The organism is Dyadobacter frigoris (assembly GCF_005280585.1).
Taxonomy (GTDB): Bacteria; Bacteroidota; Bacteroidia; order Cytophagales; family Spirosomataceae; genus Dyadobacter; species Dyadobacter frigoris.
Map to the genome: position 1 here is coordinate 400,691 of NZ_SZVO01000004.1, position 14,783 is coordinate 415,473.

At 42.7% G+C, this 14,783-nt stretch carries 17 protein-coding genes; all 17 read left to right on the plus strand.

Annotation, left to right across the window (positions count from 1 at the left end; translation table 11 throughout):
- The first annotated feature begins 436 nt into the window (after positions 1–436).
- The 17 genes from FDK13_RS10930 to FDK13_RS11010 all read left to right on the plus strand — a co-directional run bounded on the left by FDK13_RS10930 (position 437) and on the right by FDK13_RS11010 (position 14,578).
- On the plus strand, positions 437–1,060 hold the full coding sequence (locus tag FDK13_RS10930) for an RNA polymerase sigma-70 factor (RefSeq protein ID WP_137340016.1): 624 nt from the start codon (positions 437–439) through the stop codon (positions 1,058–1,060).
- Positions 1,061–1,218: 158 nt separating this feature from the next.
- On the plus strand, positions 1,219–1,713 hold the full coding sequence (locus FDK13_RS10935; RefSeq protein WP_137340017.1) for a FecR family protein: 495 nt from the start codon (positions 1,219–1,221) through the stop codon (positions 1,711–1,713).
- A gap of 20 nt (positions 1,714–1,733) precedes the next feature.
- Positions 1,734–2,006 carry a FecR family protein gene (locus FDK13_RS10940; protein ID WP_229216010.1) on the plus strand — a complete coding sequence of 91 codons (273 nt, stop codon included), beginning with the start codon at positions 1,734–1,736 and terminating at the stop codon, positions 2,004–2,006.
- 24 nt (positions 2,007–2,030) lie between these two features.
- Positions 2,031–2,276: a DUF4974 domain-containing protein gene (locus FDK13_RS36605; protein WP_374756096.1), complete on the plus strand. Its 246-nt coding sequence runs from the start codon at positions 2,031–2,033 to the stop codon at positions 2,274–2,276.
- A gap of 23 nt (positions 2,277–2,299) precedes the next feature.
- On the plus strand, positions 2,300–2,485 hold the full coding sequence (locus tag FDK13_RS10950; RefSeq protein WP_170982778.1) for a hypothetical protein: 186 nt from the start codon (positions 2,300–2,302) through the stop codon (positions 2,483–2,485).
- 18 nt (positions 2,486–2,503) lie between these two features.
- Positions 2,504–2,914, plus strand: a complete 411-nt coding sequence (locus FDK13_RS10955; protein WP_137340020.1) for a carboxypeptidase-like regulatory domain-containing protein — start codon at positions 2,504–2,506, stop codon at positions 2,912–2,914.
- Positions 2,838–3,257 (plus strand): hypothetical protein, encoded by a 420-nt coding sequence (locus FDK13_RS10960; protein ID WP_137340021.1) that lies wholly within the window; start codon positions 2,838–2,840, stop codon positions 3,255–3,257. The genes FDK13_RS10955 and FDK13_RS10960 overlap by 77 nt, the downstream gene beginning before the upstream one ends.
- Positions 3,258–3,277: 20 nt before the next feature.
- Positions 3,278–4,000, plus strand: coding sequence for a RagB/SusD family nutrient uptake outer membrane protein (locus FDK13_RS10965; protein ID WP_137340022.1), 723 nt, complete (start codon positions 3,278–3,280; stop codon positions 3,998–4,000).
- Positions 3,969–4,835, plus strand: a complete 867-nt coding sequence (locus FDK13_RS10970) for a RagB/SusD family nutrient uptake outer membrane protein (RefSeq protein ID WP_170982779.1) — start codon at positions 3,969–3,971, stop codon at positions 4,833–4,835. The genes FDK13_RS10965 and FDK13_RS10970 overlap by 32 nt, the downstream gene beginning before the upstream one ends.
- A 158-nt stretch (positions 4,836–4,993) precedes the next feature.
- Positions 4,994–7,045, plus strand: coding sequence for a putative Ig domain-containing protein (locus FDK13_RS10975; protein ID WP_137340024.1), 2,052 nt, complete (start codon positions 4,994–4,996; stop codon positions 7,043–7,045).
- A 31-nt stretch (positions 7,046–7,076) separates the two neighbouring features.
- The gene (locus FDK13_RS10980; RefSeq protein ID WP_137340025.1) at positions 7,077–7,847 is read left to right on the plus strand and encodes a fibronectin type III domain-containing protein; all 771 of its coding nucleotides are present in this window, start codon (positions 7,077–7,079) and stop codon (positions 7,845–7,847) included.
- Positions 7,780–8,400 (plus strand): autotransporter-associated beta strand repeat-containing protein, encoded by a 621-nt coding sequence (locus tag FDK13_RS10985; RefSeq protein WP_137340026.1) that lies wholly within the window; start codon positions 7,780–7,782, stop codon positions 8,398–8,400. The genes FDK13_RS10980 and FDK13_RS10985 overlap by 68 nt, the downstream gene beginning before the upstream one ends.
- A gap of 468 nt (positions 8,401–8,868) precedes the next feature.
- A complete protein-coding gene (locus FDK13_RS10990) occupies positions 8,869–9,999 on the plus strand; it encodes a redoxin domain-containing protein (RefSeq protein WP_137340027.1) in 1,131 nt (376 codons plus the stop codon).
- A 106-nt stretch (positions 10,000–10,105) separates the two neighbouring features.
- Positions 10,106–11,056 carry a thioredoxin-disulfide reductase gene (gene trxB / locus FDK13_RS10995; protein WP_137340028.1) on the plus strand — a complete coding sequence of 317 codons (951 nt, stop codon included), beginning with the start codon at positions 10,106–10,108 and terminating at the stop codon, positions 11,054–11,056.
- Positions 11,057–11,101: 45 nt separating this feature from the next.
- Positions 11,102–12,631 (plus strand): TolB family protein, encoded by a 1,530-nt coding sequence (locus FDK13_RS11000; RefSeq protein ID WP_137340029.1) that lies wholly within the window; start codon positions 11,102–11,104, stop codon positions 12,629–12,631.
- A 36-nt stretch (positions 12,632–12,667) separates the two neighbouring features.
- The gene (locus tag FDK13_RS11005; protein WP_137340030.1) at positions 12,668–13,588 is read left to right on the plus strand and encodes a sugar phosphate isomerase/epimerase family protein; all 921 of its coding nucleotides are present in this window, start codon (positions 12,668–12,670) and stop codon (positions 13,586–13,588) included.
- A 48-nt stretch (positions 13,589–13,636) separates the two neighbouring features.
- Positions 13,637–14,578 (plus strand): ThuA domain-containing protein, encoded by a 942-nt coding sequence (locus FDK13_RS11010; RefSeq protein ID WP_137340031.1) that lies wholly within the window; start codon positions 13,637–13,639, stop codon positions 14,576–14,578.
- Positions 14,579–14,783 lie beyond the last annotated feature (205 nt).

Here is a 14,783-nt window from a genome sequence, read left to right on the forward strand (position 1 = left end):
ACTTGGAAATAATCAAGAAAATGGTTTTTGATAAAGTTATATATATGCCTGATTTTGAGTCTTTTCTATTGATTTTTCGAAAGTAGATAGATCGCCATAATTTCGTACGGACTACGATGCGGCATCTTTCCGGTTTAATCGAGCAAGGTGGAAAAATTTTACGATCAAAACACCCTAAGTTCGAGGATTTCAAACCGGTGACGGATCAGTTCGAACCGGAACACCAGGATTTGTTCATGCAGCAGCTGGGGAGTGTTACGTTGACTCTTCCAGATGCCGATGCCCAATATGTATGTATTCTCAATAGCCGAAGATCGATGGACAGATTCAATTCAAATAGATGAAGAAGGTTTGTCGAAGTTAGAATATTAAGATTCTAACATAATATCTATTTTAAGTTATATTTTTTATTAATAAAGTTTAATTTATTACCTTCGTGTTTAACTATATCTTATCCACCGGAAGGCTTTTGTATGCCAGTACTTTTACGAGCGATATTGAACGACTGAATGCGTTAAAAATGGGTAGTACAACCGCATTTGAAGAAATATATGAACGGTATTGGAATAAGCTTTACAAAATAGTGGTAGGTAAAATAAAGATATCAGAAAATGCTAAGGAAATAGTGCAGGATGTTTTTCTTGACCTTTGGTTAAGACGTGAAGAACTGGAAATTAAGGTATTGGATTACTATTTATTCGGCACAATCAAGTTTAAAATAATTGATTTTTATAAAAAGGAGATTGTTCGAAAAAATCATGCAGAGTCTGTATTTGCCAACATTTCTGATGCAGATTGGGATACCGAAGAGGAACTCGCGTATAACGATTTGAACCGGGCAATTATAGCTTGTATTGACCAGCTATCTGTGCGCACAAAAAACATCTTTGAACTTAGCCGGATCCAGCATAAGTCGATCGGAGAAATTGCCAAAATTCTAAATGTTACAACCCGGACAGTGGATAACCATATGAGCCAGGCCCTCAAAATCCTCAGACTTCAACTGAGGGATTATTCAGTGTATATCTCCCTGCTGCTATTCCATTATTTAGAACTATAATTTCGCAGAAAAGTTATAGTGAATATTTCAAGATAATTCTTGATAAATGATTTTATTTATATGAATTATTCAAGAATATGTAAAACCATTTTCGTGTTTGACCGTGTTTAGCCGACTTCTTTTATATATAGTCATATTAGTGGCTTACAAAATCATATATGAAAAAGAATTGGAAAGGTCTCTACCGACTGTTGCAACGTTATCAGGATAACAGTATAAATCCTATAAAAAAACAAGTCGTTGATTTCTGGTACGACTCTTTGGGAGCAAAGGATACAGATAACGATTTGCTCGAAGACGAGCAAGCGAAAATTCAGATGTGGAATTCGATTAAATTAGGAATGCACGGTCAGGCAGAAACACCTGAACCAATACTTACAACAAAGTGGTGGCATTCTGCCTACGTTAAACTTGCGGCAGCATGTATCATTTTAGTGGCAGGATTTATAGTTTATAAATCAAGTGTTTCAAACAAGTATTCCATTATCGCCAAGGTTCCTGATTCTGAGATCAGAGAATTGCTGCGGAATACAAATGAAACCAACCGGTTGAAATTAGTAAAACTTTCGGATGGGAGCGAGATTACACTTGACCCAGGAGCTACGCTGTATTTTCCGGAAGTTTTTGCTGTGAGCGAGAGGAAGGTATTTTAAAAGGAAATGGGTTTTTTAGCATAACACCCAATAAGGCTAAACCCTTTCTTGTTTATTCTGATTATATTATTAAAAAAGTGGTTGGAACCAGTTTTAGTATCAGAAGAAAACAGGAAGGCAGTATTGAAGTATCGGTTGTGACAGGAATTGTGAAAGTTCAAAATAACTTTGAAAGTGCGGTAACATCTGAAAAAAATAGGGAAGTGACACTCACACCTAATAAAAAGGTCACTTTTTTTCCTAAGAATGAAACTATGCTAACAGGTTTGGTAGATCAGCCCGTCATTATTTAGCAGGAAGATGCAGTAGGAACGATAATTGAGAACTTCAATTATAAAGATGTCCCGCTTTCTGTCATCGTCCCTCAGTTGGAAAAGGCTTATGGTGCAACCATAATTTATGAAAACAATAATCTTGACAATTGTAGTATCACTGCGGATGTGTCTCACTTTAAAGACCTTTTCGCACAGCTTGATGTTCTATGTGCTGCGATTGGGGCAAGTTATCAGGTGAAAGCAGATCAAGTTGTCCTAAGCGGTATAGGATGCAAAGTTTCCAATTAATATTTTAGCTAAAATTAAACCAAATGAAAATGGATTTTCCTTTATCAGAAGGCAAAAAGAGCCGAAGATGCTGGACACATACTTCGGCTCCTGCCCATCCCTTGAAAATCTCGGTTGTTTCATTCTGGACAAATGAAATACTGGGAGCGTGTAAATCATCTCATGATCTAAACAATGTAAAACAATGCAAAAAAGACTACAAATCATAGACCCATGGTGGACTATATATGAAAGCGTCATCCCTACAGTTGCTTTTGGCAGTGATTGCCTGCACTTATTCTTACGGGGATAAGGCACATGCCCAGGAGCTGTTACAAAAAAAAGTAACGATTGAAGCGCAGCAAAGAACGATACGATTAATACTTTCGGAATTGGAAGTAACGGCAAATGTGAAATTCGTATATAGTAAATCCACAGATGTAAATGGCGCTTATACTTTAAGTGTACCCGACGAAGAAGCCATTCTGGTGTTTTCATTTGTGGGATATACCAGTCATGAAGTTAAAGTAGGGACTTCTTCTGTCATTGATATTGACCTGAAATTTAATGATAAATCATTGGATGAAGTTGTCGTTGTGGGTTATGGTGTGCAACGGAAATCAGTTTCTGAGCTCGGGACTTACCAATCTGAATGTTGAGTGGCTTAATTCATGGACCCCAACGAACACCAATACTGATATTCCGCGGTATGCCTTTAACACATCGACTTCGCAGCAATCGGATTTTACGATCTCCGACGGAAGCTATTTTAAAGCCAGGTTTATTCAGATAGGTTATACGCTAAGTACGAAGCTGTTAAGTAAAGCCAGGATTTTAAGTCTGAGGGTATATGCTAATACAACCAATCCATTCTATTTAACAAAATATAAAGGATTTTCTCCCGAGGTTTCCAACTCCTACGGAGTGACGACAATGGGCGATGATTTCAGGACTTATCCGGTTTCAGGCACAGCCAGGATTGGGGTAAACGTGACATTCTAAAAACCTTAATTGCTTTAACGATGAAATTAAATATAAAAATATACGCGTTATCTTCCCTAATAGCCTTAATATTAGGCTCATGCAGTGAGAGTTTTCTTGATAAGGAGCCACTTGGTACGCTGTCAACTGCAACATTTGATACCGATACCACAACGTTGGGATTAGCTGTAAACAGGTTGTATGGTACACTGGCATGGCAGGAATATACCATCGGGCGGCAACAGTTCAGCACACATGAATTGTCCGGTGATGACTTTGTTCCTGGCTCGGATGCCAACATGAACCTGTTTCAAAATTATACGTTCCTGGCCGACAATGCTTACATTCAGCAGTTCTGGGACAGGACTTATCAGAATATTCATTACGCCAATGTTGTCATAGACCGCACTGCAGCATTGGGTACAAAAGCACCCATTTCAGCCAAATTGTATGAGGCTCAGGCTAAATTTTTCCGTGCTTATTATAAGTTTGACCTGACCAATGTTTTTGGTGACGCGCCGTTAAGAGATCATGACCCGTCATTGGAGGAGTATAACATTCCCAAAAGCCCGCGTGCTGATATTATCAAGCTTGTAATTTCTGATCTCAAATATGCAATAGACAATCTGCCGACAAGAGCTCAGTGGGGAACAGTACAATTGGGGCGTATGACAAAAGGCACTGCACAAGGGCTTCTTGCCAAGGTGTATTTATATGAGGGCGATTATACAAATGCCAAAGTATATGCTGATGCGGGTAGTTAATGGCGGAGAATACAGTCTGAACCCGGATTACCGTGGTGTGTTTAGTCCTGAAAAACTTTATGATGCCGAAAACATGATGCCGGGAGGTTACATTTTCAACTCTTCCATTTCTGCTGGTCGTTGGTATAATCCCTATTTACAATACCAGGGATTGCCTGCATTTACCAATGGAATAATTTATCCATCGCAAGATCTGGTGGATAGTTATGAGAGTGGCGATCCGCGTTTTAAGGCAACAATTTTCACAAAAACAGATTCTATCTCAGGTTACAACAATAACAAACCTGTTGCATTTCCTGCCAATGCGGGTTATGCAAACAAGAAGGTTATCTGGCCGTTTTCGTACTGGAACCAGTCCAATTTTTCTTTTCAGAATGTGAACCCGATGTTCTTGCGTTACGCAGATATTGTGCTTATCAACGCAGAAGCGAGCAACGAACTGGGGAGCCAGGCAGATGTGCTTAAATATCTGGAACAGATCCGTTTCCGCGCACGTGGAGGCATGACTTTTCAGGCATCTGTCACAGCTGGTTTAAATGCGGGAAAGGGTATATTGCCTGAAATTACCGCGACCAGTAAAAAAGAACTGCGTCTGGCAATATGGAAAGAGCGCCGGGTAGAGCTTGCGCTGGAATTCAACCGCTGGTTTGATTTGTTTCGTTATAATAAAGTCGCGGCAGCAGACGGCAGCGACGGAACGGGCTATACCGAGGCGTTATTAAAAAATACCTATGGAAGGACTAATTTCAACTTTGCGAAATTTAGTCGTTTCCCTATTCCTTCTACTTACATCACTTCTTCTAACGGGATACTGGAACAAAACAAATCCTGGTAAACTGTCACCAGGCAAACCACGATTTGCCTGGCGACTTCTTTTTTATCTGCTGCCATACTCTCCTGCATTTTTCATGATTGTGAGTTTAAAAGATGCTATTGTGTCTGTTTTACACTTTTTATGCAGTATGATTATTCAAATAAACCGAAGAGCGTATTATGAAAGTTAAATCTGGTATTTTATATATAGTGGCTGTGCTATCATATTTTTTGATATTTGATACAAAAGCGCAGTCTGTTCATCCGGGCGCACCTTTTACCGCGGGCGATATTGCCCAGTTAAAAGTAAATATCACCACCGAGCCCTGGAAGACTGCTTACAACGCATTCAGCGCGCAGTCGAATTCCAATTATGTTGCGAGCCCGCAGGTTATCGTTAGCCGGGCTCCCAATATCGATGCGGCAAGAACCGCGTTTTTCAGGGATATGACCATGCTTTTTAATTTAAGCATGATGTATGCCATTACCGGTACAGACACTTATGGGGCAAAGGCGAAGGAAATTCTGATCGGCTGGGCAACTGTCAATAAACAGTGGGCTGGTGACGAAGATTTTCTTGATGTGGGTGATTATGCAGACAAGTTTGCTCCGGCAGCTGATATCCTGAAATCAACATATCCGGGCTGGACAGCGGAAGACACGCAGGTTGTGAACACTTGGTTTTCACAGGTGCTTTGGCCGGTTGTGGATGTGCCAAATCCGATTCGGGGAGCCAATCAGGGAGCGATTCAGTTAAAAGCGGCTATTGGTATCGCAGCTTTTTTGCAGGATCCTGTGAAATGGCAGCAGGCTGTCCATGCGCTTAGAACCGACGGTGGCGGTTCGTCTAATAGTCTCAGCAATGGGCAGGTTGGTGATTCAGGACGCGATGAAGGTCACTGGCGTGGTCAGGTTGAAGCGTTGGCCTGGTGCTTGGAAGTTGTTTGGAAACAAGGTATCGATTTGTGTGCCGAATTTGATAACAGGATGCTGGCAATCGGCGAACAGCACGCGCATTACCACCGGGTAGCTGCGGATTACGCGGGTCAGTTTATTCCAGCTGGGAGTAGCTATGCCTGTTTTACTAATTGGGGAGATGCCGGCACGGCTGGAGATAGAAAATCTCTGGTGGCGCACGAGATCCTTGCCAATGCGTATGCTGTCAGAAAAGGGTTTTCAACACCCTGGATAGACCTGATGCGCACGGAGTATGGTCTTAACACGGGAAATTTTTTTTATAGAAAATCTGCTGACAACTCATCCGCAACTGTTTTGCCGCCAAGAATTTTGCCCACGGTAAAACCGGTCTTCAATCTTACAACCATCGGAATCGGAACGGTTGGGTTGCAAGGATCTGCTGAATTTAACACAGGAACCCGGACGATAAAAGGAGCGGGAGAAAGTATCCCGGTTCCTGCTTTGTCACGACCTGACGGGCTTCAATTTGCGTTCCAAAAACTTTCCGGAGATGTCTCTTTTGTGACCAAAGTTATCTCCGTCCAGGGTGGTGCCAACGCGCGTGCAGGGCTATTGATCAGGGAAACATTGAATCCGGACTCAAAATATGTAGGGCTCTATGCGAACGCACAGGGTGGAATTTACTCTACATGGCGCGGAGCCGCCGCATTTAGCAAAACCAATGTTTCATGGAATAATCCTCCCGGAGGATATCTTCTACATTATTGTTTTTCAGCGCCCTATTGGCTTAAAATGGAAAGAATTGGTAGCCGGATCTTTACTTACGATTCGCCCGATGGTGTTAACTGGACAGCGCTGGCAGATGTTGAAATTGCTTTATCATCAGACATTTACATAGGTCTTGGAGTGACCTCTGGAAATTCTTCGGCACTTTCTACGGCCATATTCACTGACGTGCAGCTTACTAATCCTTCGCCCGAAGGTTCACCGATAATCAGCAGCTCCACTGCCGCCGCTGCGGTGGCCGGTACTAGTTTTCAGTATCAGATTACAGCATCGGATTCTCCCATAACTTTCGCTGCTTCAGGTTTGCCAGATGGACTGAGCATCGATGCCAATACCGGAATAATTTCAGGTGTTCCGCTTTCGCCTGGAAGCTCTCAGATAATGATAAGCGCAACGAATGCGTCCGGAACAGGTACGGCAATATTAATCTTACAGGTCACGAGCAACGTCGCTCCCGACGCTCCAACATTGATACGTGTGGTCAATTCTGCTATTGATAAAATATTCAGTTTCCTGGACTGCCCCTGAAAACGCAAGCAGTTATACCGTTAAACATTCCATGACAGCAGGAGGCCCTTACGACCTAATTGCTTCAAATGTAACCTTAACATCTTTTGTTGATAACAGTGCAAAACCAAGCCTAAACTATTACATTGTTACTGCATTCGCAAGGACGCTGGAAAGTAACCCGTCCAACGAAATAGGTTCTGAATTACCTCCAAAAACGCCGGTAAGGCCCGAGGCCGTGAGTGGCAACGGGCAAGTTACCCTGTCATGGCCGGCAGCGCTTGGAGCGATAACGTATAAGATTAAACGCAGTGCAGTTTCAGATGGTCCATATGCAGAAATCGCAAGCGGTATTGCGGCAACCACTTACACAGATGTGACAGCTATTAATGGAACGTTATACTATTATGTTGTTTCGGCAGCAGGCAGTTCATTGGAAAGTGGCAATTCGCCGGAGAGACTGGGCGTTCCGGGCACCAATCGCAGTCTGTGGAAAGTGAATCCTGCCACCAGGTTATGGTCGGATGCCAATAACTGGGATGGGGGAGTCCCCGCGAGTCCTGCTCTTGTATCTTTTGGTCCGCCGCAATCAACTGCGATTTTGGAAAATGATCTCACTAACTTGGCTGTGGCACAGATCACTTTCAGCGACAGCAGTTATCAAATGACGGGAAACCAGATTAGTCTTGGTAGCGGAATTGAGAACAATTCGACTAAAAACCAGACACTTCAGATGCCGATAACGCTAAATAACAATGTACAGATCAATACTGCCGGGGGAGCAGCTCAAAGGGCTGCTTTCAGGAGGCTATGCTATAAATAAAAGGGGCGTCGGTACATTGGTGATGGAAGGTTTGAACACCTACAACGGTGGTACGATAATCAACGGCGGACAAATCAGGTATTTGGGCGGAGAAAACGGATCGGTTAACGGGCCCCTGGGAACAGGTACAATTATCATGAAAAATGGCTCTTCGATCTCTTCAACGGATGATACAAACTCGTTTCTTCCGAATAATATTGAAGTCGAAGGGAATGTTTATTTATGGAATGGCTGGACAGGTTACGGCAAACTTAGCGGCAATATTAAAGGAAGCGGAAATATTACCTATGAGGGTTCAAGTTACGGAGGACTGGAATTGAGCGGAGATAACAGTGAGTATACAGGGACATTTACCGCGATCCGCCGAAGTTCAAGACAGCGTTTATTTATAACCAATGCTAGTGCAGGAAGTGCCAAAGCAGCGTGGTTTTTGGATGCGAATTTCAGCAGGGATTCTCACATTGAATCGGGAATATTGGCATGCGTATCAGGAATTTGTATACCATGCACTTGCACTGATGACGACCGCTTGGTTGGCAGCCTCATAGTCTGATTTATGTCCTTTGAGAATCCCTTCAAATCTGAATCGGGTTTCAACGCGTTTTGAGGCCAGTGGACAACAATTACAGGCATTAAAAAAAATACCCTTGCTATTTATTACATCTGTCATTGTACTGCTGCTGAATTTGTACCCAATTTTGACAAACTAAAATATGGAATTTTATTGACAATTAATTGAATCTTCCTGTGGATGTTAAAAATTAGTCCATAGGAGATTTGTATTCCGGTTCGTAGGCTTATGAGCGGATCCATGGCTAGCGGGGTGCCGAAGTTTAAAAAAATATCTGCCAGGTATATGTCACAATTCGAGTGCATAAGAATCATGGGAATCAGGCGATATCCGAACATGCAGTAACGCTAATTCGTTTAACCGCCATCGATTTGAGCGGGAAAGTATTGCAGCAGAATCATGAATGACAATAGCATCTAATTTTTTTATCATACTTAAATCAAAACACTTATGAATTGTTTGAAATCATCTGCTTATTTCAGAAAGGTTTTTCCACTGTTTTTTTTCTTGCTGGCAGCTTGCCAAAGCTTCGCCGCTGAGGTTAAAACGCTGGAAATCGGTGCCGTCGCGCCTGATTTCAGTTTGCCTGGAACCGACGGTAAAACATACTCCCTGAAAAGTTTTACGGCGGCAAAAGTACTGGTCGTTGTTTTCACATGTAATCATTGCCCAACAGCGCAGGCTTACGAAGATCGTTTAATTGCATTAACCAAGGATTATAAAGCAAAAGGGGTTGCCGTTGTTGCAGTTTCTCCAAACGATCCCAAGGCCATTGCCCTGGACGAACTTGGTTATACCGATATGGGTGACAGTTTTGCGGAGATGAAGCTCCGGGTAAAGGAAAAGGGATATAATTTCCCGTATCTCTATGATGGAGAGACAGAAAAGATGTCAAGGTCCTATGGCCCAATCGCTACTCCGCACATCTTTATTTTTGACAAGCAACGCAAGCTTCAATATGTGGGACGCTTGGATGGATCAGAGAAACCAGGCTCTGCCAACGCGGAAGATGCGCGTAATGCCTTGGATGCCTTGCTGGCCGATAAAACAGTAGCCGTGCCTCAGACCAAAACATTCGGCTGTTCGGTAAAATGGGTAGAAAAAGGCGAATGGGCGGTGAAAGCTCCTGCGGTCTGGGCAAAAGAGCCTGTTAACCTGGAAGTTATTGATGATGCTGCGATTAAAGAATTGTTGAAAAATGATACGGACAAGGTGCGTCTGGTCAATATATGGGCAACCTGGTGCGGACCTTGTGTAACTGAATTGCCAGAATTTGTGGAAATTAACCGCATGTACCGCAGACGCGATTTTGAGTTTATCACTATCAGTGCAGATAAACCTGATAAAAAAGAAAAAGCACAGGAGCTGCTAAAAAAAATGCAGGCTTCCGGCAAGAATTACATCTATAATTCAGAGGATAAGTACAAACTTATCGAAGCCGTTGACCCCAAATGGCAAGGTGCTTTGCCATATACTCTTTTGATTGGACCTGGCGGAAAGATTTTGTACCGGACCCAGGGTTCCATTGTACCGCAACAAATGAAAAAACTGATAGTGGAAAATGTAGGCAGATACTATTAGTCTTTTACATCAGGCTTTGCCGATATACTCATTTCCGGAAGCCTGATGTAAACTGCTCAATAACCATCCGTGGTGATGAGTTATTCAAACCTTTATTTGATATTTAATGGAACATGTTCAATGTTTGATAATCGGCGCCGGACCTGCGGGTTATACCGCTGCAATTTATGCAGCACGCGCAAATTTAAAACCAGTAATGTATGTTGGAAATCAGCCTGGTGGCCAGCTGACAATCACCAATGATGTAGAAAATTATCCAGGATTTCCTGATGGGATCATGGGGCCGGAAATGATGGAATTGTTTGATAGACAAGCAAAAAGGTTTGATGCGGATATCCGTTATGGCGAGGTCACACACGTTGATTTTTCCATACATCCTCATCAGATTAAGGTTGATGGTAAAAAATCAGTCACTGCGAATACAGTAATCATAGCAACTGGTGCTTCTGCGAAATGGCTGGGCCTGCCCTCTGAGACAAGACTTAATGGAAGTGGTGTTTCTGCATGTGCTGTTTGTGACGGGTTCTTCTACCGTGGGCAGGATGTTGCCATTGTTGGCGCTGGCGATACTGCTTGTGAAGAAGCAATGTATTTGTCCAAACTTTGTAATCATGTTCACATGCTGATAAGAAAGAATCACATGCGGGCTTCTAAAATTATGGAGTCCAGAATACGGAACACACCCAATATAACCATTCACTGGAATACGGATACAGAAGAAATCCTGGGAGAAAGTACAGTTACGGGAGCGCTGGTAAAAGATACCCAGACCGGGCAGCTGCGTGAAATTCAGCTGCAGGGCTTTTTTGTAGCGATCGGTCATCATCCGAATGCATCCGTTTTCAGTAAATATCTGGAAACGGATGCGCAGGGTTACATCATTACACAACCAGATTCCACTAAAACAAATATTCACGGCGTGTTTGCTTGCGGCGATGTTCAGGACAAGCATTTCCGGCAGGCTGTGACGGCTGCGGGTTCGGGCTGCATGGCCGCCCTGGAGGCAGAAAGATTTTTAATAGCGTATGAAAATCATATGATTACTGCCGCTGACTGATTTTTTTAATTTTTCATTTGTTAACACTCCTAATTATACTCCATTATGAAAAGTCTGAAGTTTATAATATTTCTGTTTTGCCTGGGCCTGAATCCTGCTTTTTCTCAAAAGGAAGCGCTCGGGGTTTTTGACGGCCATGGGGACATTGGGAAAGATGTGGAGCCGGGATCTGCTGTTTACAATGCAAAAACACGGGAATATGAAATGAGCGGATCCGGTTACAATATCTGGCTGGATCATGATGAATTCCATTTCTTATGGAAAAAAATGAAAGGCGATTTTATTGTTTACACAAGGGCGCGTTTCATCGGAAAAGGTGTAGATCCGCACCGGAAAGTAGGCTGGATGGCCCGCACAAATCTTGAAGGAACTTCTCCACATGTGAATGCGGTGGTACATGGTGACGGACTGACTTCTTTGCAATTCAGAAAAACGAATGCTGCAAAAACAGAAGAGATCCGTTCGAAGCTCACGCATGCTGATGTGATTCAACTGGAACGGAAAGGCAACACTTATACGATGCGGGTCGCCAAATTCGGTGAGCCATTTGTTACCGAACAGGTTGCTGACCTGGATCTGGGAGATGAGATTTATTTAGGATTATTTTTAGGTTCGCACAATAAAGATGTGGTTGAAAAGGGTGTTTACAGCGACGTTCGGATTTCCGCTCCTGCTCCCGAATCTTTGGTGCCTTACAAAAACTATCTGGGCAGCAGTATTGAGCTTCTGGAAGTTGCCACCGGTAAAAGGGAAATTATCTATAATTCTCCAAAATCTTTACAGGCACCAAACTGGACCACCGATGGTAAGAGTCTAATTTACAACAGAGAAGGATCCATGTATAACTTTAATCTGGCAAAACGCGAGCCTAAATTAATTAACACCGGAACTGTTAAAAACAACAACAACGACCATGTTATTTCTTTTGATGGTAAAATGCTCGGACTGAGTAGTGGTGTTAATGAACTTGGTGGTTCTATCGTCTGGACGGTCCATATAACAGGCGGAACTCCCAAACAAATTACACCCAAAGGTCCGTCCTATTTGCACGGCTGGTCGCCGGATGGAAAAACACTTGTCTTTACAGGTTCCCGGAATAATGAATATGATATCTACAGTGTACCTTCAAACGGCGGCCCGGAAGTGCAATTAACCACAGCCAAAGGACTGGAGGACGGTCCGGAATATACACCTGATGGTAAATACATTTATTTCAATTCTAACCGCACCGGAACCATGCAGATCTGGAAAATGAAGTCCAATGGCAGCGAACAGGAAGCGGTTACAACAGGTGAATTTCATGACTGGTTTCCACACATTTCACCCGATGGGAAATCAATTGTTTTCATCTCTTTTCTGAAAGAAGAAGTGCCGGCCGGAGATCATCCTTTTTACAAACATGTATATCTGAGAATGATGCCGATTGGTGGCGGGACACCCAAAGTTATCGCCTATGTATATGGCGGACAAGGAACTATCAACACACCGTCCTGGTCGCCGGACAGCAAAAAGGTGGCATTTATAAGCAATTCGGGAGAAGTGGGTTCGCCGGATTCACAAGCAAGCACAAAGTAATTTTCTTAAAAACATCTATTAAAACGAAGACATAAAATGATAAACCGGAGAAAATTCTTTCAAAATACTGGCGCGCTTGCATTGAGTGCATTGGCTCTGCCTTCAATTTCGAAAGGCGGGAATTTCCTGATCAGCGAAAGGGAAGAAGTGAAGAAAATAAAGGCAGTGGGCTTGCAATTATATTCTTTAAAAGACGTGTTGGAAAAAGACCTTAAAGGCACTTTACAGCAGATTGCCAATGTGGGTTACAAAGAGATAGAATCTTATCCAGGAAGTAAAGGTCATTATTACGGCATGGAACCAAAGGAGTTTTCTTCTATGCTTAATGGTATGGGTTTGAAATTGGTTAGCAGCCATTTTGGATCGGGCAAGAATGATGGAAAAGCCGAATCGTGGCATCAGGCAACGATGCTGACCAGGTTTGACGAACTGGTTGACAAAGCTGCGGAAACCGGACAACCCTATTTGACTTGCTCTTCATTGGATAAAAGCTTGCGAACCACGCCGGAAGACCTGAAACGCACCGCCGAACTTTTTAATAAAGTTGGAGAAAAATGCAAAAAAGCCGGTCTGCAATTTGCTTATCATAACCATGCTTTTGAATTTGAAAAGATAGGAGATTCTCTTATGTACGATTTTATGCTCGAAAATACAGATGCTAAACTGGTTCAGTGGGAAATGGATATTTTCTGGCTTGTAGCAGGCCAGCACGATCCGGTTGCTTATTTTAAAAAGTATCCTAACCGCTTTCCGTTATGTCACGTGAAGGACATGGACAAGCTTGATAAGAAAAAAAATACGGAGATTGGAAACGGCTCTATCGACTATGTAAATATTTTAAAAGAGGGTAAAAAAGCCGGTATGAAACACTTTATAGTTGAGCAGGAAAGTTTTACGCGCCCATCCATTGAAAGCATGGAAATGAATTACAAAAGCCTGTCAGTTTACAGTGTATGATCCTGAATTTTGTTTTAAAGAATTATCTACCTTTTAGAATTAAACATTATGAAAAGATCCATTTTAGCTTTATGTGCGGTAATTCTTTTTTCCGTTCTGTCTGTTAATGCACAAAATCCGATCCGGGTGATGATTCTGGATGGAGAGACAAATCCATACCATCGCTGGGATTTGGGGACACCGATTCTCAAAAAACTTCTGGAAGAGTCAAAAAAGTTTCAGGTGGAAGTCGTTTCGGCTCCCGGTAAGGATGGTGATTTTAGCAGTTTTATGCCAAAGTTTACGGATTATCAGGCGATCGTGTTAAATTATGATGTGCCGACAGAACGCTGGCCGGAAGCTTTGAAAAAATCGTTTGAGCAATATATGTCCAATGGTGGTGGGCTGGTGATTATCCATGCGGCCAATAATTCATTTCCGGAATGGGCAGAATATAACAAAATGATCGGTATGGGCGGCTGGCGAAACCGGAGTGAAAAAAACGGCCCTTACTGGTATTATCTGGATGGGGAACTGGTGGAAGATAAAAAACCGGGAAGCGCCGGAAGCCATGGCAACAAGCTCCCATTTGAGATGAAAGTCGTCAATGCAAATCACCCGATTACAAAAGGACTTCCACCAATATGGATGCATCAGAATGATGAATTGTATGCACAATTACGTGGGCCCGGTGAAAATATGACTGTGCTGGTAACGGCGCCTTCTAAAAAAGACAACAAAGGGACTGGTTACGATGAGCCACAGGTAATGGTTCTTAATTATGGAAAAGGACGGGTTTTTCACCATGCCACCGGTCATGATCCGTTAGCGATGAGTTCGGTAGATTACGGAGTTTTACTCCAACGGGGAACCGAATGGGTTGCAACAGGGAAGGTTACGCAAAAAGTGCCTGCCAATTTTCCCACCGCTACTACCGTTTCCTACAGAGTTGATATCGCTGCCACGAATCCTGCTCCCCCGGCCCCTAAACCTGCTGCTGCGGTGAAGTAGTTTTGTCTTCGAAGATTTTTAATGCAAAGCAGTTGCCGGAACTAGGATTTATCTGATCCTTATACCGGCAATTGCTTTTTTGTGAATCTCAAAATCTGTAATTAAATAATCCTTTCAGACAAGTTATTATTGTTTGTTTAACGCGATTTTGGGATAGGACCTTTGTTCAAACCATATAACACTTTGCAGGTTTGACTTAAATTTT